The sequence below is a fragment of the Pseudomonas sp. PDM02 genome (genome assembly GCF_014852285.1).
Classification (GTDB): Bacteria; Pseudomonadota; Gammaproteobacteria; order Pseudomonadales; family Pseudomonadaceae; genus Aquipseudomonas; species Aquipseudomonas migulae.
In genome coordinates, this window is the sequence record NZ_JACVBL010000016.1 from 91448 (window position 1) to 115207 (window position 23760).

Genomic DNA, 23760 nt, shown 5'->3' on the forward strand with positions numbered 1-23760 from the left:
TCACGTTCAAAAAGAACGCCCAGTTTCCTCACGGAGCTGGGCGTTTTTTTATGGGTGCGATTTATCAAAGAATTGCTCTGTGACAACTTGCCACATCCGCAGAGCCCCTATACTACAAGGCTTGGCAGTGGAGCCCTTCGGTAATTACCTTGTCAGAATTGGGGCTTTTCATTACCATTCGGCAAAATTTTTATAAGTACATAGTTTTACTTAGTAGATGCCTGATTTAACAGGCCACAAAGCTGATGGGAGAGGACTGAATGAGCAATGACGGCGTGAATGCAGGCCGGCGTCGCTTCTTGGTAGCAGCCACATCCGTGGTGGGTGCTGCAGGAGCGGTGGGGGCTGCGGTCCCGTTCGTGGGGTCATGGTTTCCCAGTGCCAAGGCGAAAGCCGCAGGTGCACCGGTGAAAGTGAATGTCAGCAAAATCGAGCCAGGCCAGCAGATGATTGCTGAGTGGCGCGGTCAGCCGGTGTTCATTGTCCGCCGTACCGAGGAAATCCTGGGGAATCTGAAAAAGATCGAGGGCCAGCTGGCTGACCCGACCTCCAAGAACTCGACACAACCGACCTATGTCGACCCGGTTACGCGTTCGATCAAGCCAGAGGTTCTGCTGCTGATCGGTATCTGTACGCACTTGGGTTGCTCGCCGACCTTCCGTCCCGAAGTGGCACCTGCTGATCTGGGCAAGGACTGGGTAGGCGGCTATTTCTGCCCGTGCCACGGTTCCCACTACGATCTGGCTGGCCGCGTCTACAAGTCGCAACCTGCGCCTTTGAACCTGCCAGTTCCCCCGCATTCCTATGAGACCAATGAGATTATTGTCATTGGCGTCGATACGGAGAAAGCGTGATGAGCAAGTTCATGGATTGGGTTGATGCGCGCTTTCCCGCGACCAAAATGTGGGAAGACCATCTCAGCAAGTACTACGCCCCGAAGAACTTCAACTTCTTCTACTTCTTTGGTTCCCTGGCGCTGCTCGTTCTGGTCAACCAGATCGTTACCGGTGTCTGGCTGACCATGAGCTACACCCCGTCGGCGGAAGAAGCGTTTGCTTCCGTCGAATACATCATGCGCGACGTCGAGTACGGCTCGATCCTGCGTCTGCTGCACTCCACCGGCGCTTCGGCGTTCTTCATCGTGGTTTATCTGCACATGTTCCGTGGCTTGCTCTACGGTTCGTACCAGAAGCCGCGTGAGCTGGTGTGGGTCTTCGGCATGCTGATCTACCTGGCGCTGATGGCGGAAGCCTTCATGGGTTACCTGTTGCCGTGGGGCCAGATGTCCTACTGGGGTGCCCAGGTGATCATCTCGCTGTTCGGTGCGATCCCGGTCATCGGTAACGACCTGACTCAGTGGATCCGTGGTGACTACCTGATTTCCGGTATCACGCTGAACCGCTTCTTTGCCCTGCACGTTGTTGCCCTGCCGATCGTGATTCTCGGTCTGGTGGTGCTGCACGTTCTGGCGCTGCACGAAGTCGGCTCGAACAACCCGGACGGCGTGGACATCAAGAAATACAAAGACGAAAACGGCGTACCGCTGGACGGCATTGCCTTCCACCCGTACTACACCGTGAAAGATATCGTCGGCGTAGTGGTGTTCCTGTTCATCTTCTGCTCGATCGTGTTCTTCTTCCCGGAAATGGGCGGCTACTTCCTCGAGAAGCCGAACTTTGAAGTGGCGAACGCGTTCAAGACCCCAGAGCACATTGCTCCGGTCTGGTACTTCACACCGTTCTACGCGATTCTGCGGGCGGTTCCGGACAAGCTCCTGGGCGTTATCGCCATGGGTGCGGCCATCGCTGTACTGTTCGTCCTGCCATGGCTGGACCGTAGCCCGGTCAAGTCGATGCGCTACAAAGGCTGGTTGAGCAAAATCTGGCTCTGGGTGTTCTGCATCTCGTTCGTGATTCTGGGCGTGCTGGGTGTTCTGGCGCCGACTCCAGGTCGTACGTTGCTGTCGCAGGTGTGTACTTTCCTGTACTTCGCCTACTTCATTCTGATGCCTTTCTACACCAGGCTCGAGAAGACCAAACCGGTTCCGGAAAGGGTGACTGGCTGATGAAAAAGCTATTTGCTGTACTGATTCTTGCTGCTTTGCCTGTACTGTCCTTCGCTGCCGAGCACGGTGGTCCTGAGTTGGAAAAGGTCGACATCGACGTTTCCGACAAGGCCGCCATGCAAGATGGCGCGCGTACATTCGCCAACTACTGCATGGGCTGCCACAGCGCCAAGTTCCAGCGCTACGAGCGTGTTGCCGACGATCTGGGCATTCCTCACGATCTGATGCTGTCGAAGCTGGTGTTCACTGGCGCCAAGATCGGCGACCACATGAGCATCGGCATGCAGCCGGCTGACGCCAAGACCTGGTTCGGTGCTGCACCGCCTGACCTGACCCTGGTGGCTCGTGTTCGCGGTACGGACTGGCTCTACGGCTACCTGAAATCGTTCTACGAAGATCCGTCGCGTCCTTGGGGCGTGAACAACAAGGTCTTCCCGAACGTGGGCATGCCGAACGTCCTGGTGGGCCTGCAAGGTCGTCAGGTCGTCGGTTGCAAACAGGTCCAGATCGTCGAAGACGGCAAGAAGCAATATGATCCGCTGACCGGTACCGCGCTGACTCATGAAGCGTGCGATCAGCTGACCATCGTGCCGAAGAGCGGTGCTCTGACCGAAGAGCAGTTCGATGAGAAGGTCAAGAATCTGGTAACCTTCCTCGCTTACTCGGCTAACCCGGTTAAGCTGCAGCATCAGCGCATTGGTACCTACGTCTTGCTGTACCTGGCGTTCTTCTTCGTATTCGCCTACTTGCTCAAGCGCGAATACTGGAAAGATGTGCACTGATAAAGTTTCAAGCAATTGCTGTTAATCGCGCGCGCCCAAGGGCGTCTCTGAAGGTGTAACGAGTCTGGTTTATCCAGGCGTTACGGGAGACGCCCTCTGGGCGCGCTCGTTTTTCCGCTTCCGATAATTTCAACAAGCGAGGAGGACCGCCATGGGCGTGACCAATCGGTTGGCCTGTTACTCCGACCCCGCCGACCACTATTCCCACCGAGTGCGCATCGTACTTGCAGAGAAGGGTGTCAGCGCCGAGATCATTTACGTGGAAGCTGGCCGCCAGCCGCCTAAACTGATTGAGGTGAACCCTTACGGAAGCCTGCCCACCCTGGTCGATCGTGACCTGGCGTTGTGGGAGTCGACCGTGGTGATGGAATATCTGGATGAGCGTTACCCGCATCCGCCTTTGCTGCCGGTTTATCCAGTGGCGCGTGCCAACAGCCGTTTGCTGATTCATCGTATTCAGCGTGACTGGTGTGGTCTGGTGGATCTGATCCTGGATTCGCGGACCAAGGAAGCTGCCCGTGTCGTTGCTCGTAAAGAGCTGCGCGAAAGCCTGACTGGCGTGTCGCCGCTGTTCGCCGACAAGCCGTTTTTCCTCAGCGAGGAACAAAGTCTGGTGGATTGCTGCCTACTACCAATACTCTGGCGTTTGCCGATTTTGGGTATTGAACTGCCACGGCCCGCCAAGCCGTTGCTTGATTATATGGAGCGCTCGTTTGCGCGTGAGGCTTTCCAGGCGAGTCTGTCTGGCGTCGAACGCGATATGCGCTAAGGCTTAAGGAGCCGCTATGAACTCCAGTCGACCTTATCTGGTCCGCGCGCTCTACGAGTGGATTGTGGACAACGATTGCACCCCGCACATGCTGGTCAATTCCGAGTATCCGTCGGTGCAGGTGCCTCAGGGTTTTGCCAGTGACGGACAGATTGTCCTGAACGTATCGCCGGCCGCCGTGCGTCATCTGCACATGGATAACGAAGCGGTCAGCTTCGAGGGGCGCTTCGGTGGCGTGCCGCACACCCTGTACGTGCCTATCGCATCGATCCTGGGCATTTACGCCCGGGAGAACGGTCAGGGCATGGTGTTCGATCTGGAATCGCCTATGGAAGACGAGGAAGAGATCGAGCCGGATGATGATCTTCCGCCGCCGGACAGTGAGCCGCCGCGCCCAAGCGGTCGGCCAAGTTTGAAAGTGGTGAAGTAATAAAAAAGGCGATCCGAAAGGATCGCCTTTTTTATTACCTGTAGGAGCGGCCGGGCGGCGTTCCGTTTGCCGGCGAAGGCGTCCTCGAAATCGCCTTCGCCGGCAAGCCGTGCTCCTACAGGTCGAGGGCGGTCTCTAGATCGCCGCTAGTATCAGTCGATGTACTCAAACAGCTTCACAATCTTCTGCACGCCGGAAACACCCTGCACCAGATTGGTCGCCTGGGCGGCTTCCTGCTTGGTCAGCAGACCCAGCAAATAGACGATGCCGTTTTCAGTGACAACCTTGATGCGAGAGCCCGGGATGTTCGGATCGGTGAGCATCTGGGTCTTGATCTTGGAGGTCAGCCAGGTGTCGTTCTGGCGGGCGAGGAAGCCGGAAGGCGGCAGCACCTGCAGTTCGTTGTGCACCGTTTTCACGCGCTGGACGGCGGCAGCGGCCTGTTCGGCCTTGGCCTTGAGATCGGCGCGTGGCGTTTGGCCGGCGAGCAGTACGACGCCGTTGAAGCTGGTGACGACGATGTGCGAATCGTTGTCCAGGGCCGGGTCGGCCTTGGCGATGTTTACGCCGACTTTGGTGTCGATCAGAGAGTCGTCGATCTTGCTGCCTAAGGTGCGTGTGCCGCGATCATCATCGATCGGCGCTTCACGGCTGGCATTCACCACCGAGGTGCAGCCGCTGATGCCGAGGCACAGGGTCAAGGCCAGAAGGCCTAGGCGATTAGGGGTCATTCTTCACTCCCGAACAGTTGGCTGTCGATCAAGTCGCAAAGGCAATGGATCGCCAGCAGGTGGACTTCCTGAATACGTGCGGTGACGTTGGCCGGTACGCGAATCTCGACGTCCTCGGGCAATAGCAGCGACGCCATGCCGCCGCCATCGCGGCCCGTCAATGCTACGACAATCATTTCGCGATCATGTGCGGCCTGGATCGCTTGAATAATGTTCGCCGAGTTGCCGCTGGTGGAAATCGCCAGCAGTACGTCGCCTGGCTGGCCGAGCGCGCGGATCTGCTTGGAGAAGATTTCGTTGTAGCTGTAGTCGTTGGCGATCGAGGTGATCGTCGAACTGTCGGTGGTCAGCGCGATGGCCGGCAGGCTCGGGCGCTCACGTTCAAAGCGGTTGAGCAGCTCGGACGAGAAATGCTGGGCATCGCCCGCGGAACCGCCGTTGCCGCAGGAGAGCATTTTGCCCTCGTTGAGCAGGGCGTTGACCATCACTTGGCTGGCTTGCTCGATGTGCGGTGCAAGTACGTCCATCGCCATTTGCTTGGTGTCGATACTGGCCTGAAAAAGCTGGCGAATTCGGGATTGCATGTCCATCTGTGTGACCTTAATTAGCGCGGCTACTCGGCACATGAATGTGCAGCCCGCAAAGCAAAGAGCAAAATTGTCGGGTGAAAGTGTCCGGTTCGGGACGCACGCGATCAGCTGTCGAAGGCATTCTGCAGCCAGTTCAACTGATCGAGGCTGCTGTCGATGGCAACCACGTCGAAACGGCAAGGGGAATTGGCCCAACGCGACTCGCGCTGAAGAAAATACTGCGCGGCAAAAATCAGTTTCTGCCGTTTGCGCTCATCGATGCTATCGAGCGCGCCACCCCATTGAGTGTTTTTTCTGTAGCGAACTTCAACGAATACTACTGTATCGCCATCAAGCATGACCAGATCAAGCTCGCCGCGTTTACACAACCAGTTCTGCGCCAGCAGGCGCAGACCCTGTTGTTGCAGATGCTCGAGCGCATGGCGCTCGGCATCTTTACCGCTTTGCTGGCGTGACCGGTCAGGCATCAGCGCGGGGTGTCCGGCAGGCGTTGAACCTGGCCGTTGGCGAACTGTGCCCACGGCAACTGGCGCACGACGCGCTGGTTCTGAGTCATGCCCAGGCTGCCCGATTGACCTTCGATGCGGCTGTCCGGCAGCGCCTTGAGTTGCCCCAGGCGCGGAGCCAGGCGGTAGGCGTCGACGCCCATCGCATACAAGCGACCCAGGCTGCCGGCGGCTTGTGGCCATTGTGTGGTCACTTGCTTGCGCAGCGGATCATTGGCGTCCAGCAACCATGGGGTTTCGCAGAAGCGAATGCCGTTCATGTCGTTGTACTGGTTCACGTCGCCGCTGGCACTGAATACGTGGGAGGTGGCGTAAACCGGCACATCGCCTGCGTATTGGAAGTTCAGGGTCGGTTTGATCTGCTGGGCTTGCTGAGGTGTGGCGGCCAGGAAGATGAACTCGATGTCCTGGCGACGCGAAGGCTGGGCAGCGACCTGCGAACCGACGGTGCTTTGCAGGCTCTTGGCACGACCTTCGCTCTGGCGCAGCTGGAACATGTCGGCAATCTGCTGGGCCAGTTGCACTGGCTGATCAACGCGCTCGGTGGCAACGATGCTGCCGCCGTTTGCCTGCCAGTCCTGGCTGAACGCTCGGAGTACGCGGTCGCCCCATTCGCCTTTCGGCACCATGATCGCGGCGCGATGCAAGCCATCGGCGCGAGCACGACGGGACACTTCGCGGGCTTCGTCTTCAGCGGCAAGACCGAACTGGAACAACTGGGCCGGGCCTTGTTCGCCTTCGCTGTAGTTCAGCGCCAGGGTTGTGATCGGCAGCTGTGGGCGAGTGCTGAGCTGTTTGACCAGTGGTTTTTCCAGCGGGCCGACGACCAGTTGCACGCCATCGGCCTGAGCCTTGCGATAGAACTCGTCAAGGGAAGTCAGGCGCGAGCTGTCATAGAACTCGATGGCAGGCGGCTTCTGGCCGGCCTGTTGAGCCTGGTAGTGCGCTGCCATGAAACCTTCGCGAAGCGCTTTGCCGACCGATGCCAGCGGGCCGTCTTGCGGCAGCAGCAGGGCGATCTTGCTCAAAGGCTGGCTGGCCAGTTCCTTGAGTTTGGTCAGTGACAGCGGCAACTGAATGGCGGCCGGATGTTTAGGGTTCTGGGCGCGCCAGTTGTCGATCGCAGCTTGTTGCTGCTCAAGCGTGCCGGCCGTTTTAACCGCCAGCGCCAGGCCCATCCAGCCACCGAGGTCGTCCTTGGTGGTTGGCTGCAATTGGTCGGTTGGCAGCGAAGCGATCAGGGTCCAGATCGCTTCGTGGTTTTTGCCTGCCGCTTCACCGCTCAACATCGGCGCGATGAAAATACGCTCCCGTGCGGCGGCGAGGGTCTGGCCATCGGCCTCAAGGGCACGAGCGTACACGGTGCCGGTGCGAATCTGTTGTTCCTCCGGCAATTCACCCAGGCGTTGCAGGCTTGGATGGCTCAAAGCGGTCAGCGCCGCTTTCGGCTGATTGCGGGTCATGGCCAGTTCGGCCGCCAGCGTGTTGGCGAAGACCTGTTGGCCTGGCTTGAGTTGCTCGACCGGCACTTGTTGCAGGATTTGCGCGGACTGGCCGGCATTGCCTTGGCGATAAGCGAGGTCGGCCGCGCTCAGGCGAAACAGCGCGGCTTGTTCCGGCGTTTTGCTTTTGGCGGCCTGATCGAGCAGTTGCTCGATACTGGCATCCGGGGTCCGTGGAAGTTCGCCAAGGCTGGAAGAGGGCGAGCTGGCGCAAGCCGCCAGCAAGGCAGCGAGGCAGAGGGCAGTGAACAGCCGCAGGCAAGCGATCATGTAGTGTTCCTGATACTCGATCAAATAAGCGTGGAATTGTACCCAAGCACTGGCCGGGGCGCGATGCTACTGGCGTGAATCGATCAATTTAGCTCGTACAAATGTTGCAGCACTGCACCGTAGCCTGAAAAACCCGGGGTTGCTTGCGCGTATCGCAATCGTCGCTACGCGCTACAATGGCGGCTTTTACCGATCATGAGGTGTGCGCTTTGACTGCTCCAGGTGCTTTGAATTCCGCTGCTGGCTCGCTTTATGTGGTGGCGACGCCCATCGGCAACCTGGACGACATCAGTGCGCGCGCGCTGAAGATCCTGCGCGAAGTGGCATTGATCGCTGCCGAAGATACCCGTCACTCCCAGCGTTTGATGCAGCATTTCGGCATCCCCACGCCGCTGGCGGCTTGCCACGAGCACAACGAGCGGGATGAAGGTAGCCGCTTTATTACCCGCCTGCTTGCCGGTGACGATGTGGCGCTGATCTCCGACGCCGGAACGCCGCTGATCTCCGATCCGGGTTATCACCTGGTGCGTCAGGCCCGTGCGGCCGGAATCAATGTCGTGCCGGTCCCGGGGGCTTGTGCATTGATTGCGGCGCTGTCGGCGGCGGGTTTGCCGTCGGACCGTTTTATCTTCGAAGGCTTCCTGCCGGCCAAGGCGGTTGGTCGTCGGGCTCGTCTGGAGTTGGTAAAGGAAGAGCCGCGCACGCTGATTTTCTACGAGGCCCCGCACCGGATCCTGGAATGCCTGCAAGACATGGAGCTGGTCTTCGGTGGCGAGCGTCTGGCGTTGCTGGCGCGTGAACTGACCAAAACCTTCGAAACCCTGAAAGGCCTGCCATTGGCCGAGCTGCGTGAGTTTGTCGAGTCGGACAGCAATCAGCAGCGCGGTGAGTGCGTGGTGTTGGTGGCGGGCTGGTCCGCCCCCGAGACGGAAGATGCCGTCAGCAGTGAAGCCATGCGCATCCTCAATCTGTTGCTCGAAGAAATGCCGCTCAAGCGGGCCGCAGCATTGGCCGCGCAAATTACCGGCGAACGCAAGAATGTCCTGTATCAGGTCGCGCTGGATAAGCAGAAGGGCGAGTAAATCCCGACGTGCAGGCGTGGCTGATGGCGTTTAACGCTTGTTCTTCGGCCGCTCTGCCGTTAACCTTCGCGGCGGAGAGTCGATCGGACAGTCGCTGCCCTCTATGAAAATTAGGGGGGGGAGGAAAGTCCGGGCTCCATAGGGCGAAGTGCCAGGTAATGCCTGGGAGGCGTGAGCCTACGGAAAGTGCCACAGAAAATAACCGCCTAAGCGCTTCGGCGCCGGTAAGGGTGAAAAGGTGCGGTAAGAGCGCACCGCACGTCTGGCAACAGTTCGTGGCTAGGTAAACCCCACTTGGAGCAAGACCAAATAGGGTCCCAAGGCGTGGCCCGCGCTGGGACCGGGTAGGTTGCTAAAGATGTCCAGTGATGGCCATCGTAGACGAATGACTGTTCAAGACAGAACCCGGCTTACAGATCGACTCTCCACCTTTTTCCCTCCCTGTTTGAATCGTTGAGCAGGGCGCTCGTAATGGCAATTTCCCTCCTGCACAATCAATCGCATAACCTCTTTTGTAATACCGAAAAAATCTTACTCTTAACAAACTACTTTAACTTCTGAACGCAGCCTTCTGTGCTGATTCAAGTTATCGAGCAAATTCATCCGCCAGATTGCCGTTACCCCTCCCAATACGCTCCTAAATCTCAGTTCTGTAAGGGTTTTCCTTTAATCCGCGCCTTGACGGTGCGGTGGCCGCATTCCTATAGTGTGCGCAAGTGGTGGAAAGTGGCATGAAGTGGGTTTTTTGAACGCAAAACGCTAATATTTGGAGAAACGCTGACGTGTTTCGCGGAGCTAACGCTATCAGTCTCGACGCAAAGGGCCGTCTCGCCATGCCGAGCCGGTACCGTGACGAGCTCGTTTCGCGTAGTTCCGGTCAGTTAATCGTCACAATTGATGCCGTTGATCCGTGTTTGTGTGTTTACCCCCTCGATGAGTGGGAAATTATTGAAACCAAACTGCGCGCACTGCCTTCGCTTCGCGAAGAGAACCGCCGCCTGCAACGTTTACTGATTGGTAATGCCGTCGACCTCGAGCTCGATGGCAGTGGTCGTTTCCTGGTTCCGCCGCGTCTTCGTGAATATGCCCGGCTGGATAAGCGCGCGATGCTGGTAGGCCAACTGAACAAGTTCCAATTGTGGGACGAGGATGCCTGGGATGCGGTTTCTGCCGCTGACCTGGCTGCTATTCAACAACCGGGCGCCATGCCTGATGAACTGCGTGATTTGATCCTGTGACTATTGATAGCGGCTTTAACCACATCACCGTACTGCTTGACGAAGCCGTCGAGGCTCTCGCCGTACGTCCTGATGGCTGCTATCTGGACGGCACGTTCGGGCGCGGCGGACACAGCCGGTTGATCCTCAGCCAGCTTGGTCCCGAGGGTCGGTTGCTGGGATTCGACAAGGATCCTCAAGCGATTGCCACCGGGCAGACGCTAGCGGCCGAAGACGGCCGCTTTGTCGTTGTGCAGCGCAGCTTTGCCGAGCTCGGTTCGGAAGTCGCCGAGCGCGGTCTGGCCGGCAAGGTCAGCGGCGTTCTGCTTGACCTGGGCGTGTCTTCGCCACAGCTCGACGACCCTGAGCGCGGTTTCAGTTTCCTCAATGATGGCCCGCTGGACATGCGCATGGACCCGTCCCGCGGGATCAGCGCTGCCGAATTCGTCAACACCGCGCCGGTGGAAGAAATCGCCCGGGTGTTCAAGGAATACGGCGAAGAACGTTTCTCCGGGCGCATGGCCCGTGCCGTGGCCGAGCGTCGCGACATCAAGCCGTTCGAGCGCACCGGCGATCTGGCTGAAGTCCTGAAAGTCGCCAACCCGGCATGGGAAAAGGGTAAGAACCCTGCGACCCGTGCATTCCAGGGCCTGCGTATTCACGTCAACAACGAACTGGGCGATCTGGAAGCCGGCCTTGAAGCTGCGCTGGAATCCCTGGAAATCGGTGGCCGCCTGGTGGTCATCAGTTTTCACTCGCTGGAAGACCGCATCGTCAAACTGTTCATGCGCAAACTGGTGAAAGGCGAAGCCGACAACCTGCCGCGCAACCTGCCGGTCCGTCACGTCGCGTTCGAACCGAAAATCAAAATCCATGGCAAAGCGCAGTCCGCCTCCGAGGCCGAACTCAAAGCCAACCCACGTTCCCGTAGCGCCGTCATGCGCGTGGCGGAGAAGCTGCGGTGAGCAAGCTTTTCGCCAAGCCACTTCCCGGCGGAAGCTTTTTCATGCTGCTGCTGTTTGTTGGCGTGCTCGTGTCGGCCATCGGCGTGTCGTACAGCGCCCACTGGAACCGTCAGCTGTTGAACTCGCTTTACAACGAGTTGAGCGTGCGCGACAAGGCGCAGGCGGAATGGGGCCGGTTGATTCTCGAGCAGAGCACCTGGACTGCGCACAGCCGCATCGAAGTCCTGGCCACCGAGCAACTGAAGATGCACATTCCTGGCGCCGCTGACGTGCAGATGGTGGCGCCATGATGAAACTCGAAGGCGCACTCTTTCCATGGCGGTTTCGCCTGGTGGTGGGTTTGCTCGGCGTCATGGTCGCGGCAATTTGCTGGCGCATCATTGACCTGCAAGTGGTCGACCGTGCCTTCCTCAAAGGGCAGGGCGACGCGCGCAGCGTTCGTCATATTCCGATTCCGGCTCACCGTGGTCTGATCACCGACCGTAACGGCGAGCCTTTGGCTGTCAGTACTCCGGTCACCACGCTGTGGGCCAACGCCAAGGAAATGCAAACGGCCAAAGAGAAGTGGCCAGCATTGGCGGCCGCGTTGGGTCAGGATCCGAAAGCCCTCGCCGAACGTCTCGAAGCGCAGGCTAATAAAGAATTTATCTATCTGGTGCGCGGGCTGACGCCTGAGCAAGGCCAGTCCGTGCTCGACCTGAAAGTGCCGGGCGTCTACGGCATCGAAGAATTCCGCCGTTTCTACCCGGCCGGTGAAGTGACTGCTCATATGGTCGGCTTTACCGACATTGATGACCACGGTCGTGAAGGTGTCGAGCTGGCCTATGACGAATGGCTCGCCGGTGTCCCTGGCAAGCGGCAGGTCATCAAGGACCGGCGCGGTCGACTTATCAAAGATGTTCAGGTGACCAAAAACGCCAAGGCCGGTAAGCCCTTGGCGTTGTCCATTGACCTGCGTCTGCAATACCTGGCCAACCGCGAACTGCGCAACGCGATCATCGAGAACGGCGCGAAAGCCGGCAGCCTGGTGATCATGGACGTGAAGACCGGCGAGATCCTCGCCATGGTCAACCAGCCGACCTACAACCCGAACAACCGTCGCAACCTGCAACCGGCGATGATGCGTAACCGCGCAATGATCGACGTGTTCGAACCGGGTTCGACCATGAAAGCGATCTCCATGAGTGCCGCGATCGAAACCGGCCGCTGGAAACCGACCGACACCGTCGAGGTGTACCCGGGCAGCCTGCAGATTGGCAAGTACACCATCAAGGACGTATCCAAGACTGAAGGCCCGGTACTCGACCTGACCGGCATTCTGATCAACTCCAGTAACGTCGGCATGAGCAAGGTCGCGTTCGATATCGGCGGCGAAACCATTTTCCGCCTGGCGCAGAAAGTCGGCCTCGGCCAGGACACCGGCCTCGGCTTCCCGGGCGAGCGCGTGGGCAACCTGCCGAACTACCGCGAATGGCGCAAGGCTGAAACCGCCACGTTGTCCTATGGCTACGGTATTTCCGTGACCGCGATCCAGTTGGTCCACGCCTTCTCGGCCCTGGCCAACAACGGTCGCCTCGCGCCACTGACCCTGATCAAGACCGACAAGGCGCCGCAAACCACGCAAGTGCTGCCGGAAGCTGTCGCCAAGACCATGCAAACCATGCTGCAACAAGTGATCGAAGCACCGCGCGGTGTATTCCGTGCGCAAGTGCCGGCGTATCACGTCGGCGGCAAGTCCGGTACGGCGCGTAAAACGTCGGTCGGCACCAAAGGCTATGCCGAGAATTCCTACCGCTCGCTGTTCGCAGGCTTCGGCCCGATGAGCGATCCGCGATACGCCATCGTGGTGGTGATCGATGAACCGACCAAAGCCGGCTATTTCGGTGGCCTGGTATCGGCGCCGGTGTTCAGCAAAGTGATGTCCGGGACCCTGCGCCTGATGAACGTCACGCCGGACAACCTGCCGCCGGTGCAACAAGCCAACGCAACACCGGTTGTTCCGCTGAAAGCCAATGGAGGGCGCGGCTGATGTCTCTGAGCCTGAACAAGATTTTCGCCCACGCTGGCCGCGATCTGTTGATCCGCGAACTGACACTGGACAGCCGCAATGTGCGGGCTGGCGATCTGTTTCTTGCCGTTCCTGGCGGCAAGTTTGACGGTCGCGCGCACATTGCCGACGCCTTGCAGCGCGGTGCTGCAGCCGTGGCGTATGAAGTCGAAGGCGCAACCGTGCTGCCGATCACCGACGTGCCGCTGATTCCGGTCAAAGGCCTGGCGGCGCAGCTGTCCGATATCGCCGGGCGTTTCTACGGTGAACCGAGCCGCCACCTGAACCTGGTCGGCGTGACCGGCACCAACGGCAAAACCAGCGTGACCCAATTGGTGGCGCAAGCACTGGATTTGCTCGGCCAGCATTGCGGCATTGTCGGCACACTGGGTACCGGTTTCTACGGCGCGCTGGAAAGCGGGCTGCACACCACGCCGAACCCGATTGCGGTGCAAGCGACCCTCGGCGACCTGAAAAAGGCCGGCGCCAAAGCCGTGGCCATGGAAGTGTCTTCCCATGGTCTGGATCAGGGCCGCGTAACGGCATTGGCGTTTGATGTGGCGGTGATGACCAATCTGTCCCGCGATCATCTGGATTACCACGGCACCATGCAGGCCTACGGCGAAGCCAAGGCCAAGCTGTTCGACTGGAACGACCTGAAATGCCGGGTGGTGAACCTCGACGACGATTTCGGCCGGCAACTGGCGGCGGAAAAACGTGAGTCGCGCTTGATCACCTATAGCCTGCTCGACAGCAGCGCCTACCTGTTTTGCCGCGAAGCGCAGTTCGATGACGAAGGCGTGCGGGCTACGTTGGTCACGCCGCAAGGCGAGCATCATCTGCGCAGCACCTTGCTCGGTCGCTTCAACCTGAGCAACGTCCTGGCAGCGGTCGGCGCCTTGCTCGGTCTCGACTACGCGCTGGACGAAATCCTCAAGGTCCTGCCGAAACTCGAAGGCCCGGCCGGTCGCATGCAGCGCCTGGGCGGCGGTACTCAACCGCTGGTGGTGGTCGATTACGCCCACACCCCGGATGCGCTGGAAAAAGTATTGATGGCCCTGCGTCCGCACGCCAAAGGTCGCTTGCTGTGCCTGTTCGGCTGCGGCGGTGATCGCGATCGCGGCAAGCGCCCGCTGATGGCTGAAGTGGTCGAACGTCTTGCCGACGGCGTGCTGGTCACCGATGACAATCCGCGCACCGAAGACCCGGCAGTGATTTTCGATGACATCCGTGCCGGTTTCACCAACGTGGATAAGGTGACGTTTGTCGCCGGTCGTGGTCAGGCCATTGCGCAATTGATCGCCAGTGCTTCGGTGGATGACGTGATTGTCCTGGCCGGTAAAGGTCACGAGGACTATCAGGAAATCAACGGCCAGCGTCATGACTTCTCTGATCTGGTCGAGGCTGATCGCGCACTGACCGCGTGGGAGGTGGCTCATGCTTAAACACTTGAAACTGAGCGAACTGACCGGCGCGCTGAATGGCCGCATGATCATCGCCGATGCCACGTTTGATGGCGTCAGCATCGACAGCCGTGCGATCAAGCCGGGCCAACTGTTTATTGCCTTGACCGGCCCGCGTTTCGACGGCCATGACTATCTGAACGACGTGGCGAACAAAGGCGCGGTGGCTGCCCTGGTCGAGCGCGAAGTGCCCGACAGTGGGCTGCCGCAATTGCTGGTCAAGGACGCCCGTCTGGCACTTGGGCAACTGGGTGCGATGAACCGTGCGGCGTTTACTCATCCTGTAGCCGCCATCACCGGCTCCAGCGGCAAGACCACGGTCAAGGAAATGCTTGCGAGCATCCTGCGCACACGCGGTCCGGTGTTGGCGACCCGTGGCAACCTGAACAATGACCTCGGCGTGCCGCTGACCTTGCTTGAACTTGCGCCGGAACATACCGCCGCCGTGATCGAGCTGGGTGCTTCGCGGCTCGGCGAAATTGCCTACACCGTTGGCATGACCAAGCCCCACGTGGCCGTGCTCAACAACGCCGGGACCGCCCACGTCGGCGAGTTCGGCGGGCCGGAAAAAATCGTGGAAGCCAAGGGCGAGATTATTGAAGGGCTGGCGGCCGATGGCATCGCCGTGCTCAATCTTGACGACAAGGCCTTCGACATCTGGAAGACCCGCGCCGCCGGTCGCAAAGTGCTGACCTTTGCCCTGAGCAACGTCAGCGCCGACTTCTACGCCAGCGATCTGGATCGCGATGCGCGCGGTTGCCCGGCGTTCAATCTGCACAGTCCTGACGGTGTGGAGCGCGTTCAACTGAACCTGCTCGGCACCCATAACGTCGCCAATGCCATGGCCGCCGCCGCTGCCGCGCACGCCTTGGGCGTGTCGCTGTCCGGCATCGCCACCGGCCTCGGCGCGGTGCAGCCGGTCAAGGGCCGTACCGTCGCGCAACTGGCCAGCAATGGCATGCGCGTGATCGATGACACTTACAACGCGAACCCCACCTCGATGTGCGCGGCCGTTGATATACTCGCCGGCTTTTCCGGCCGCACCGTTCTGGTGCTCGGGGATATCGGCGAGTTGGGCGACTGGGCGGAGCAGGGGCACCGCGACGTGGGCGAGTATGCCCGTGGCAAGGTTTCTGCGCTTTACGCGGTCGGGCCATTGATGACTCACGCCGTAAACGCTTTTGGCGAGCAGGCTTATCACTTCACCACTCAGGCTGAACTGATCAAGGCCCTCGGCGCCGAGCAAGACACAAACACCACCATTTTGATCAAGGGCTCGCGCAGCGCTGCGATGGAAAACATCGTCGCCGCGTTGTGCGGGTCCAGTCTGGAGAAACATTAATGCTGCTGCTGCTAGCGGAGTATCTGCAACAGTTCTACAAAGGCTTCGCGGTCTTTCAGTACCTGACCCTGCGCGGGATTCTCGGTGTGCTGACCGCGCTGGTTTTGTCGCTGTGCTATGGCCCGTGGATGATCCGCACGTTGCAGAACCGTCAGATCGGTCAATCCGTTCGTAACGACGGCCCGCAATCGCACCTGTCCAAATCCGGCACCCCGACCATGGGTGGCGCGCTGATCCTGTCGTCCATCGGCGTCAGCACCTTGCTCTGGGCTGACCTGAGCAACCGCTATGTGTGGACCGTGTTGCTGGTGACGTTGCTGTTCGGTGCCATCGGCTGGGTCGATGACTATCGCAAGGTCATCGAGAAAAACTCCAAAGGCCTGCCGAGCCGCTGGAAGTATTTCTGGCAGTCGGTGTTTGGCCTCGGCGCGGCGATCTTCCTCTATATGACCGCCGCGACGCCGGTCGAAACCACCCTGATCCTGCCAATGCTCAAGGACTACAGCATTCCGCTGGGCGCAGGTTTCATCGTGCTGACTTACTTCGTGATCGTCGGTTCGAGCAACGCGGTCAACCTGACCGACGGCCTCGACGGCCTGGCGATCATGCCGACCGTGATGGTCGGTGGTGGCCTGGGGATCTTCTGCTACCTGTCGGGTAACGTGAAATTCGCCGAATACCTGCTGATCCCTTACGTACCCGGTGCCGGTGAACTGATCGTGTTCTGCGGTGCGTTGATCGGTGCGGGCCTCGGCTTCCTCTGGTTCAACACCTACCCGGCACAAGTCTTCATGGGCGACGTCGGCGCGCTGGCGCTGGGCGCGGCCCTGGGCACCATCGCGGTGATTGTTCGTCAGGAAATCGTCCTGTTCATCATGGGCGGCGTGTTCGTGATGGAGACCCTGTCAGTCGTCATTCAGGTTGCCTCCTTCAAACTGACCGGTCGCCGTGTGTTCCGCATGGCGCCGATTCACCACCACTTTGAACTCAAGGGCTGGCCCGAGCCGCGTGTGATCGTCCGTTTCTGGATCATCACCGTGATTCTCGTGCTGGTCGGCCTTGCCACCCTGAAGCTGAGGTAGAAACTCGTGTCTCTGATCGCTTCTGACCACTTCCGCATCGTTGTCGGCCTCGGCAAGAGCGGCATGTCCCTGGTTCGCTTCCTGGCGAACCGGGGCACGTCGTTTGCCGTGGCCGATACGCGGGAAAATCCACCGGAACTGGCCACGCTCAAGCGTGACTATCCGCACGTGGAAGTGCGTTGTGGCGAGCTGGACGTCGAATTCCTGTGCCGCGCCGATGAGCTCTACGTGAGCCCCGGCCTGGCGCTGGCGACTCCGGCCCTGCAGGCCGCCGCTGCTCGTGGCGTGAAGTTGTCCGGCGACATCGAGCTGTTCGCGCGTAACGCGAAGGCGCCGATTGTCGCCATCAGCGGCTCCAATGCGAAAAGCACCGTGACCACGCTGGTGGGCGAGATGGCAGCTGCGGCCGGCAAGCGCGTCGCTGTCGGCGGCAACCTCGGCACGCCGGCGCTGGACCTGCTTCGTGATGACATCGAGTTGTACGTGATGGAACTGTCGAGCTTCCAGCTCGAAACCACCGACCAGCTCAACGCCGAAGTGGCGACCGTGCTCAACGTCAGCGAAGACCACATGGACCGCTACAGCGGCCTGCCGGCCTATCACCTGGCCAAGCACCGGATCTTCCGTGGTGCCAGACAGTTCGTGGTCAACCGTCAGGACGCCCTGAGCCGTCCGTTGATGGGCGAAGGTCAGCCCTGCTGGACCTTCGGTTTGAGCAAACCCGATTTCAAGGCGTTTGGTATCCGCGAAGAAGACGGCGAGAAATACCTCGCCTTCGAATTCCAGAACCTGATGCCGGTGCGCGAGTTGAAAATTCGCGGCGCCCACAATCAGTCCAATGCCCTGGCGGCGCTGGCCCTGGGCCACGCGGTCGGCCTGCCGTTCGACGCCATGCTGTCGAGCCTGCGCACGTTCGCCGGTCTCGAACATCGCTGCCAGTGGGTTCGTGACCTGGACGGCGTGAGCTACTACAACGATTCCAAAGCCACCAACGTCGGCGCCGCATTGGCCGCCATCGAAGGCCTGGGCGCGGACATCGACGGCAAGGTCGTGCTGATCGCCGGTGGCGACGGCAAGGGTGCCGAATTCAATGATCTGCGTGATCCGGTGGCGGCCAACTGCCGCGCCGTGATCCTGATGGGCCGCGACTCCGACAAGATCGGTGAGGCCATTGGCGACGCCGTGCCGCTGATCCGCGCCGCTTCGCTGGTCGAAGCGGTGGAGCAATGCCGCGCCGCTGCGCAACCGGGCGACGTGGTGTTGTTGTCGCCGGCCTGCGCCAGCTTCGACATGTTCAAGAATTACGAAGACCGTGGTCACCAGTTCGTCCAGGCAGTGGAGGATCTGGCATGAGCCTGCTCAACATCATCAAGCCGTTTCCTTCGCCGCTCATCACCGGGCGCGGCATCGACCTCGATTTTCCGATGCTTGCCGGTTGCCTGGCCTTGCTCGGCCTCGGACTGGTCATGATCGCCTCGGCTTCGACCGAAGTGGGCGCCGTGCAGTCGGGCAGTGCCCTGTACTACATGACTCGCCACTTGATCTACGTGGTGCTGGGCCTGTCTGCCTGCATCGTCACCATGATGATTCCGATCGCCACCTGGCAACGCCTGGGCTGGCTGATGCTGATCGGTGCGTTCGGCTTGCTGGTGATGGTGATCATTCCGGGGATCGGCCGTGAAGTGAACGGTTCGATGCGCTGGATCGGTTTCAGTTTCTTCAACGTTCAGCCTTCCGAGATTGCCAAGGTGTTCGTGGTGATCTACCTCGCCGGTTATCTGGTGCGTCGCCAGAAAGAAGTGCGTGAAAGCTGGATGGGCTTCTTCAAGCCGTTCATCGTGCTGCTGCCGATGGCGGGCCTGTTGCTGATGGAGCCGGACTTCGGCGCCACCGTCGTGATGATGGGCGCGGCTGCGGCGATGCTGTTCCTTGGCGGGGTCGGGCTGTTCCGGTTCTCGTTGATGGTGGTCCTGGCGGTTGCGGCGGTGGTGTTGTTGATTCAGGTGCAGCCATACCGGATGGCGCGTCTGACCAACTTTGCCGACCCGTGGGCCGACCAGTTCGGCGCCGGTTATCAGTTGTCGCAAGCATTGATCGCGTTCGGTCGCGGCGAGTGGCTGGGCGTAGGCCTGGGCAACAGCGTGCAGAAACAGTTCTACCTGCCGGAAGCCCACACCGACTTCGTGTTCTCGGTTCTGGCCGAAGAGCTGGGTGCCGTGGGTTCCCTGTGCACCGTGGCGCTGTTCGTCTTTGTCTGTATTCGCGGCATGTACATCGGTTATTGGGCCGAGAAGGCCAAGCAGTTCTTCGCTGCCTATATTGCGTACGGTCTGTCGTTCCTGTGGATTGGTCAGTTCCTGATCAACATCGGGGTGAACGTCGGCCTGTTGCCAACCAAAGGCCTGACCTTGCCGTTCCTCAGTTATGGCGGCAGTTCGTTGGTGATCTGTTGTGCCTGTCTCGGCTTGTTGCTGCGCATTGAGTGGGAGAGTCGAACCCACCTGGGCAGTGAGGAGATGGAGTTCCATGAGAGCGACTTCGCCGAGGAGCCGACCCATGGGCGCTAACGTATTGATCATGGCGGGCGGCACCGGCGGACACGTGTTCCCGGCGCTGGCCTGCGCTCGCGAGTTCCAGGCCCGCGGTTACACCGTGCATTGGCTTGGCACGCCGCGTGGCATCGAAAATGACCTGGTGCCGATGGCCGGCATCGAGCTGCACCGGATCAACGCCAGCGGTCTGCGCGGCAAGGGCAAGTTGTCCCTGCTCAAGGCGCCGTTGATGTTGCTCAAATCCGTCTGGCAGGCGCGGGCGATCATTCGCCAGTTGCGGCCGGTGTGCGTGGTTGGTTTTGGTGGTTATGTGACCGGTCCTGGCGGCGTTGCAGCCAAACTGGCCGGTGTGCCGGTGATCGTTCACGAACAGAACGCCGTGGCCGGTACCGCCAATCGGTTGCTGGTGCCGTTGGCCGCCCGAGTCTGTGAAGCGTTCCCCGACACCTTTACCCTGTCGGACAGCCGACGGACCACCGGTAACCCGGTGCGCACCGAGCTGTTCCTCGACACACCGCGACCTGCCCTGGCCGGTCGCAAGGCGCGTTTACTGATCCTCGGCGGAAGCCTGGGCGCAGAACCGTTGAACAAATTACTGCCTGAAGCCCTGTCGCACGTCGCCCCCGACCTGCGCCCGGACGTGTTCCATCAGGCTGGGAAAAACCACGATGAAGTGACTGCAGAGCGCTATCGCGCGGCTGGCGTCGAGGCGCAAGTGCAGCCTTTCATCAAAGACATGGCCCACGCCTATGGCTGGGCCGACCTGGTGGTGTGCCGCGCAGGCGCGCTGACCATCAGTGAACTGGCTGCCGCCGGTCTGCCCTCGATGCTGGTGCCTTTGCCCCACGCGATCGACGATCACCAGACCCGCAACGCCGATTATTTGGCCCGTGAAGGCGCTGCCTTCCTGATGCCGCAAAGAACGACTGGCGCAGCGGATCTAGCCGCACGCCTGACAGAGGTCCTGATGCAACCACAACGACTCACCGACATGGCCACTGCGGCACGCCGCCTGGCCAAACCCGATGCGACCCGTAACGTGGTCGATACCTGCCTGGAGGTGGCCCATGGTTGAGAATCAGAAAGCCATGCCGCACCCGGAAATGCGCCGCATCCGTCGCATCCACTTCGTCGGTATCGGCGGCGTGGGCATGTGCGGGATCGCCGAAGTGTTGCTGAACCTGGGCTATGAAGTGTCCGGTTCCGACCTGAAAGCTTCGCCGGTCACCGAGCGTCTCGAATCATTCGGCGCCCAGATCTTTATCGGCCACCGTGCCGAGAACGCCGCTGCCGCCGACGTGCTGGTGGTATCGAGCGCGGTGAACACCTCCAACCCGGAAGTCGCCACTGCGCTTGAACGCCGTATTCCGGTGGTGCCGCGTGCCGAGATGCTGGCCGAGCTGATGCGCTATCGCCACGGCATCGCCGTCGCCGGTACCCACGGCAAAACCACCACCACCAGCCTGATCGCTTCGGTATTTGCGGCCGGTGGCCTCGATCCGACGTTCGTCATCGGTGGTCGTCTGAATGCCGCGGGCACCAATGCCCAGCTCGGCACCAGCCGCTACCTGATCGCCGAAGCCGACGAAAGCGACGCCAGCTTCCTGCACTTGCAGCCGCTGGTGGCCGTGGTCACCAACATCGACGCCGACCACATGGCGACCTACGACGGTGACTTCAACAAACTGAAGAAAACCTTCGTCGAGTTCCTGCACAACCTGCCGTTCTACGGTCTGGCGGTGGTGTGCCTGGACGATCCGGTGGTGCGTGAAATTCTGCCGCAGGTCAAACGTCCGGTCGTCACGTACGGTTTCGGCGATGACTGCGATGTGCGCGCGATCAATGTGCGTCAGCAGGGCATGCAGACTTTCTTCACCGTGCTGCGTCCTGACCGCGAGCCGCTGGATGTCTCGGTGAACATGCCGGGCAACCACAACGTGCTGAACGCGCTGGCCACCATCTGCATCGCCACTGACGAAGGCGTCAGCGATGAAGCCATCGTCCAGGGCCTGTCCGGGTTCCAGGGTGTCGGCCGACGCTTCCAGGTTTATGGCGAACTGCCGGTCGAAGACGGCAGCGTGATGCTGGTCGACGACTACGGTCACCACCCGACCGAAGTCGCGGCCGTGATTAAAGCCGTGCGTGGTGGCTGGCCGGAGCGCCGTCTGGTGATGGTCTACCAGCCGCACCGTTACAGCCGCACCCGCGACCTGTACGACGATTTCGTCAATGTACTGGCCGACGCCAACGTGCTGTTGCTGATGGAAGTCTATCCGGCCGGCGAAGAGCCGATCCCGGGTGCCGACAGCCGCAAGCTGTGCAACAGCATCCGTCAGCGCGGTCAGCTCGACCCGATCTACATCGAGCGCGGTGTCGACCTCGCGCCTGTCGTCAAGCCGCTGCTGCGTGCCGGCGACATCCTGTTGTGCCAGGGCGCCGGTGATATCGGCGGTCTCGCACCGAAACTGTTGAAGAGTCCGTTGTTCGCTGGCGCCGTTGCCGCGCCAAGCGTGGGGAAGTTGAAATGACTGCTGCTTACGCCAACCTCGTCTCCACTGTCGCGCCGAAAGACTTCGGCCGCGTTGCCGTGCTGTTCGGCGGCAAGAGTGCGGAGCGTGAAGTTTCCCTGAAGTCGGGCAACGCGGTTCTCGCAGCGCTGCAAAGCGCCGGTGTGGACGCGTTCGGTCTCGATGTCGGTGATGACCTGTTGCAGCGTTTGCTCAACGAGAAAATCGACCGCGCGTTCATCATTCTCCACGGTCGTGGCGGTGAAGACGGCAGCATGCAAGGCCTGCTGGAATGCCTGGGCATTCCGTACACCGGCAGCGGCATTCTGGCGTCGGCGCTGGCCATGGACAAGCTGCGCACCAAGCAGGTGTGGCACAGCCTCGGCATTCCGACGCCACGCCACGCGGTACTGAGTTCCGAGGCCGATTGTATTTCGGCGGCGACGGAACTGGGCTTCCCTTTGATCGTCAAACCGGCCCATGAAGGTTCAAGTATCGGGATGGCCAAAGTGACTTCCGCGCCTGAGTTGATCGACGCGTGGAAAGCGGCCAGTACCTACGATTCGCAAGTGTTGGTCGAGCAATGGATTCAAGGTCCGGAGTTCACCATCGCCACCCTGCGTGACCAGGTGTTGCCACCGATTGCCCTGGGCACGACACACAGTTTCTACGACTACGACGCCAAGTACGTGGCCTCCGATACCCAGTACCGGATCCCGAGCGGCCTCGACAGCAACAAGGAAAAAGAACTGATGGACCTCACGGCGAAAGCCTGTGAGGCGCTGGGTATCGCCGGTTGGGGCAGGGCTGACGTGATGCAGGACGCCGACGGGCAGTTCTGGTTCCTGGAAGTCAACACCGCACCGGGCATGACCGATCACAGTCTGGTCCCGATGGCGGCCCGTGCCGCCGGTCTGGATTTCCAGCAATTGGTCCTGGCGATCCTGGCCGCCAGTGTTGAGGCTCGAGGGTAAGACCATGCAAGGCGCACAGCTCAGACATCAGCCCCCTCCAGCACCCGGCCGCAAGCCGGTGCCGCGGGGTGCCAGCCGAATGGTGGCCAAAGAGCCGATGTCTGCGCGCCTGCCGAAAGCCAATTTTGGTTTTCTGAAAAGCCTGTTCTGGCCGGTGCTGCTGGTCGCGCTGGGGTTTGGCACTTACGAAGGCGCACAGCGTTTGCTGCCGTACGCCGACCGGCCAATCACCAAGATCGCGGTGCAGGGCGACCTGAGTTACATCAGCCAGCAAGCGGTGCAGCAGCGAATCGCCCCGTACGTGGCGTCGAGCTTCTTCACCATCGACCTGGCGAGCATGCGCACCGAGCTGGAACAGATGCCATGGATTGCCCACGCCGAAGTGCGTCGGGTGTGGCCGGATCAAGTGGTGATCCGCCTGGAAGAACAACTGCCGGTGGCCCGTTGGGGCGACGAATCGCTGTTGAACAACCAGGGGCAGGCGTTCACCCCGCGTGAGCTGGCGAACTACGAACACTTGCCACAGCTGTTCGGCCCACAACGGGCTCAGCAGCAAGTGATGCAGCAATACCAGGTGCTGAGCCAGATGCTCAGGCCGTTGGGCTTCTCGATTGCACGCCTGGAGTTGCGTGAACGAGGCAGCTGGTTCCTGACCACCGGTGCCGGCAGTTCGGGCCCGGGGATCGAACTGCTGCTGGGCCGCGGCAACCTGGTGGAAAAGATGCGCCGCTTCATTGCCATCTACGACAAGACGCTTAAAGAACAGATTACGAACATTGCGCGCATCGATCTGCGCTACGCCAACGGCCTCGCTGTTGGCTGGCGGGAACCTGTAGCGCCTACGACAGCCCAACCCGCTGTCGCGAAGAATTAAGAGAGGCAGG

General features: G+C 60.4%; 23 protein-coding genes and 1 other RNA gene. 20 read left to right on the forward strand and 4 right to left on the reverse strand.

What is annotated here, in order from left to right:
• The first annotated feature begins 260 nt into the window (after positions 1–260).
• The 5 genes from petA (at position 261) to IB245_RS24740 (ending at position 4046) form a co-directional block, all read left to right on the forward strand.
• Positions 261–854: a ubiquinol-cytochrome c reductase iron-sulfur subunit gene (gene petA / locus IB245_RS24720; RefSeq protein ID WP_008025954.1), complete on the forward strand. Its 594-nt coding sequence runs from the start codon at positions 261–263 to the stop codon at positions 852–854.
• Complete coding sequence (locus IB245_RS24725; RefSeq protein ID WP_007943720.1) at positions 854–2065, forward strand: cytochrome b; 1212 nt, start codon at positions 854–856, stop codon at positions 2063–2065. The genes petA and IB245_RS24725 overlap by 1 nt, the downstream gene beginning before the upstream one ends.
• Positions 2065–2847, forward strand: coding sequence for a cytochrome c1 (locus IB245_RS24730; RefSeq protein ID WP_008025956.1), 783 nt, complete (start codon positions 2065–2067; stop codon positions 2845–2847). The genes IB245_RS24725 and IB245_RS24730 overlap by 1 nt, the downstream gene beginning before the upstream one ends.
• A 151-nt stretch (positions 2848–2998) precedes the next feature.
• Complete coding sequence (locus tag IB245_RS24735) at positions 2999–3616, forward strand: glutathione S-transferase N-terminal domain-containing protein (RefSeq protein WP_007905304.1); 618 nt, start codon at positions 2999–3001, stop codon at positions 3614–3616.
• Positions 3617–3632: 16 nt separating this feature from the next.
• Entirely contained in the window at positions 3633–4046 is a 414-nt protein-coding gene (locus tag IB245_RS24740; RefSeq protein WP_008037283.1) for a ClpXP protease specificity-enhancing factor, read from the forward strand.
• Between the two features lie 152 nt (positions 4047–4198).
• On the opposite strand, the gene IB245_RS24745 is transcribed toward IB245_RS24740, so the two are convergent.
• The 4 genes from IB245_RS24745 to IB245_RS24760 form a co-directional block, all read right to left on the reverse strand.
• On the reverse strand, positions 4199–4777 hold the full coding sequence (locus IB245_RS24745; protein WP_008025960.1) for a BON domain-containing protein: 579 nt from the start codon (positions 4775–4777) through the stop codon (positions 4199–4201).
• Positions 4774–5367 carry a phosphoheptose isomerase gene (locus IB245_RS24750; protein ID WP_008025961.1) on the reverse strand — a complete coding sequence of 198 codons (594 nt, stop codon included), beginning with the start codon at positions 5365–5367 and terminating at the stop codon, positions 4774–4776. The genes IB245_RS24745 and IB245_RS24750 overlap by 4 nt, the downstream gene beginning before the upstream one ends.
• A 104-nt stretch (positions 5368–5471) precedes the next feature.
• Positions 5472–5834: a YraN family protein gene (locus IB245_RS24755; protein WP_008025963.1), complete on the reverse strand. Its 363-nt coding sequence runs from the start codon at positions 5832–5834 to the stop codon at positions 5472–5474.
• Positions 5834–7645: a penicillin-binding protein activator gene (locus IB245_RS24760; RefSeq protein ID WP_192228964.1), complete on the reverse strand. Its 1812-nt coding sequence runs from the start codon at positions 7643–7645 to the stop codon at positions 5834–5836. Before IB245_RS24760 ends, IB245_RS24755 begins: the two co-directional genes overlap by 1 nt.
• 176 nt (positions 7646–7821) lie before the next feature.
• Here IB245_RS24760 and rsmI point away from each other — a divergent pair, with 176 nt between their 5' ends.
• From rsmI to IB245_RS24835, 15 genes are all read left to right on the forward strand, one after another.
• A complete protein-coding gene (rsmI, locus tag IB245_RS24765; protein ID WP_162130705.1) occupies positions 7822–8727 on the forward strand; it encodes a 16S rRNA (cytidine(1402)-2'-O)-methyltransferase in 906 nt (301 codons plus the stop codon).
• A gap of 75 nt (positions 8728–8802) precedes the next feature.
• Positions 8803–9156: RNase P RNA component class A (gene rnpB, locus IB245_RS24770), an RNA gene on the forward strand.
• 353 nt (positions 9157–9509) lie between these two features.
• Positions 9510–9965 (forward strand): division/cell wall cluster transcriptional repressor MraZ, encoded by a 456-nt coding sequence (gene mraZ, locus IB245_RS24775; RefSeq protein ID WP_008025967.1) that lies wholly within the window; start codon positions 9510–9512, stop codon positions 9963–9965.
• Complete coding sequence (gene rsmH, locus IB245_RS24780; RefSeq protein WP_008037287.1) at positions 9962–10909, forward strand: 16S rRNA (cytosine(1402)-N(4))-methyltransferase RsmH; 948 nt, start codon at positions 9962–9964, stop codon at positions 10907–10909. Before mraZ ends, rsmH begins: the two co-directional genes overlap by 4 nt.
• Entirely contained in the window at positions 10906–11199 is a 294-nt protein-coding gene (ftsL, locus tag IB245_RS24785; protein ID WP_032828607.1) for a cell division protein FtsL, read from the forward strand. Before rsmH ends, ftsL begins: the two co-directional genes overlap by 4 nt.
• Positions 11199–12938: a peptidoglycan D,D-transpeptidase FtsI family protein gene (locus tag IB245_RS24790; RefSeq protein ID WP_177318160.1), complete on the forward strand. Its 1740-nt coding sequence runs from the start codon at positions 11199–11201 to the stop codon at positions 12936–12938. Before ftsL ends, IB245_RS24790 begins: the two co-directional genes overlap by 1 nt.
• Positions 12938–14401, forward strand: a complete 1464-nt coding sequence (locus IB245_RS24795; protein WP_192228965.1) for a UDP-N-acetylmuramoyl-L-alanyl-D-glutamate--2,6-diaminopimelate ligase — start codon at positions 12938–12940, stop codon at positions 14399–14401. The genes IB245_RS24790 and IB245_RS24795 overlap by 1 nt, the downstream gene beginning before the upstream one ends.
• Positions 14394–15761, forward strand: coding sequence for a UDP-N-acetylmuramoyl-tripeptide--D-alanyl-D-alanine ligase (locus IB245_RS24800; protein WP_192228966.1), 1368 nt, complete (start codon positions 14394–14396; stop codon positions 15759–15761). Before IB245_RS24795 ends, IB245_RS24800 begins: the two co-directional genes overlap by 8 nt.
• Positions 15761–16843 (forward strand): phospho-N-acetylmuramoyl-pentapeptide-transferase, encoded by a 1083-nt coding sequence (gene mraY, locus IB245_RS24805; protein ID WP_008037292.1) that lies wholly within the window; start codon positions 15761–15763, stop codon positions 16841–16843. Before IB245_RS24800 ends, mraY begins: the two co-directional genes overlap by 1 nt.
• A gap of 6 nt (positions 16844–16849) precedes the next feature.
• A complete protein-coding gene (murD, locus tag IB245_RS24810) occupies positions 16850–18196 on the forward strand; it encodes a UDP-N-acetylmuramoyl-L-alanine--D-glutamate ligase (protein WP_192228967.1) in 1347 nt (448 codons plus the stop codon).
• Positions 18193–19410 (forward strand): putative lipid II flippase FtsW, encoded by a 1218-nt coding sequence (ftsW, locus tag IB245_RS24815; RefSeq protein WP_008037295.1) that lies wholly within the window; start codon positions 18193–18195, stop codon positions 19408–19410. Before murD ends, ftsW begins: the two co-directional genes overlap by 4 nt.
• A complete protein-coding gene (gene murG, locus IB245_RS24820) occupies positions 19400–20470 on the forward strand; it encodes an undecaprenyldiphospho-muramoylpentapeptide beta-N-acetylglucosaminyltransferase (RefSeq protein WP_008037296.1) in 1071 nt (356 codons plus the stop codon). Before ftsW ends, murG begins: the two co-directional genes overlap by 11 nt.
• Positions 20463–21923, forward strand: coding sequence for a UDP-N-acetylmuramate--L-alanine ligase (gene murC, locus IB245_RS24825; protein ID WP_008037298.1), 1461 nt, complete (start codon positions 20463–20465; stop codon positions 21921–21923). Before murG ends, murC begins: the two co-directional genes overlap by 8 nt.
• Positions 21920–22876 carry a D-alanine--D-alanine ligase gene (locus tag IB245_RS24830; protein WP_192228968.1) on the forward strand — a complete coding sequence of 319 codons (957 nt, stop codon included), beginning with the start codon at positions 21920–21922 and terminating at the stop codon, positions 22874–22876. The genes murC and IB245_RS24830 overlap by 4 nt, the downstream gene beginning before the upstream one ends.
• A gap of 4 nt (positions 22877–22880) precedes the next feature.
• Positions 22881–23750, forward strand: coding sequence for a cell division protein FtsQ/DivIB (locus tag IB245_RS24835; protein ID WP_008025986.1), 870 nt, complete (start codon positions 22881–22883; stop codon positions 23748–23750).
• The last annotated feature ends 10 nt before the right edge of the window (positions 23751–23760 follow it).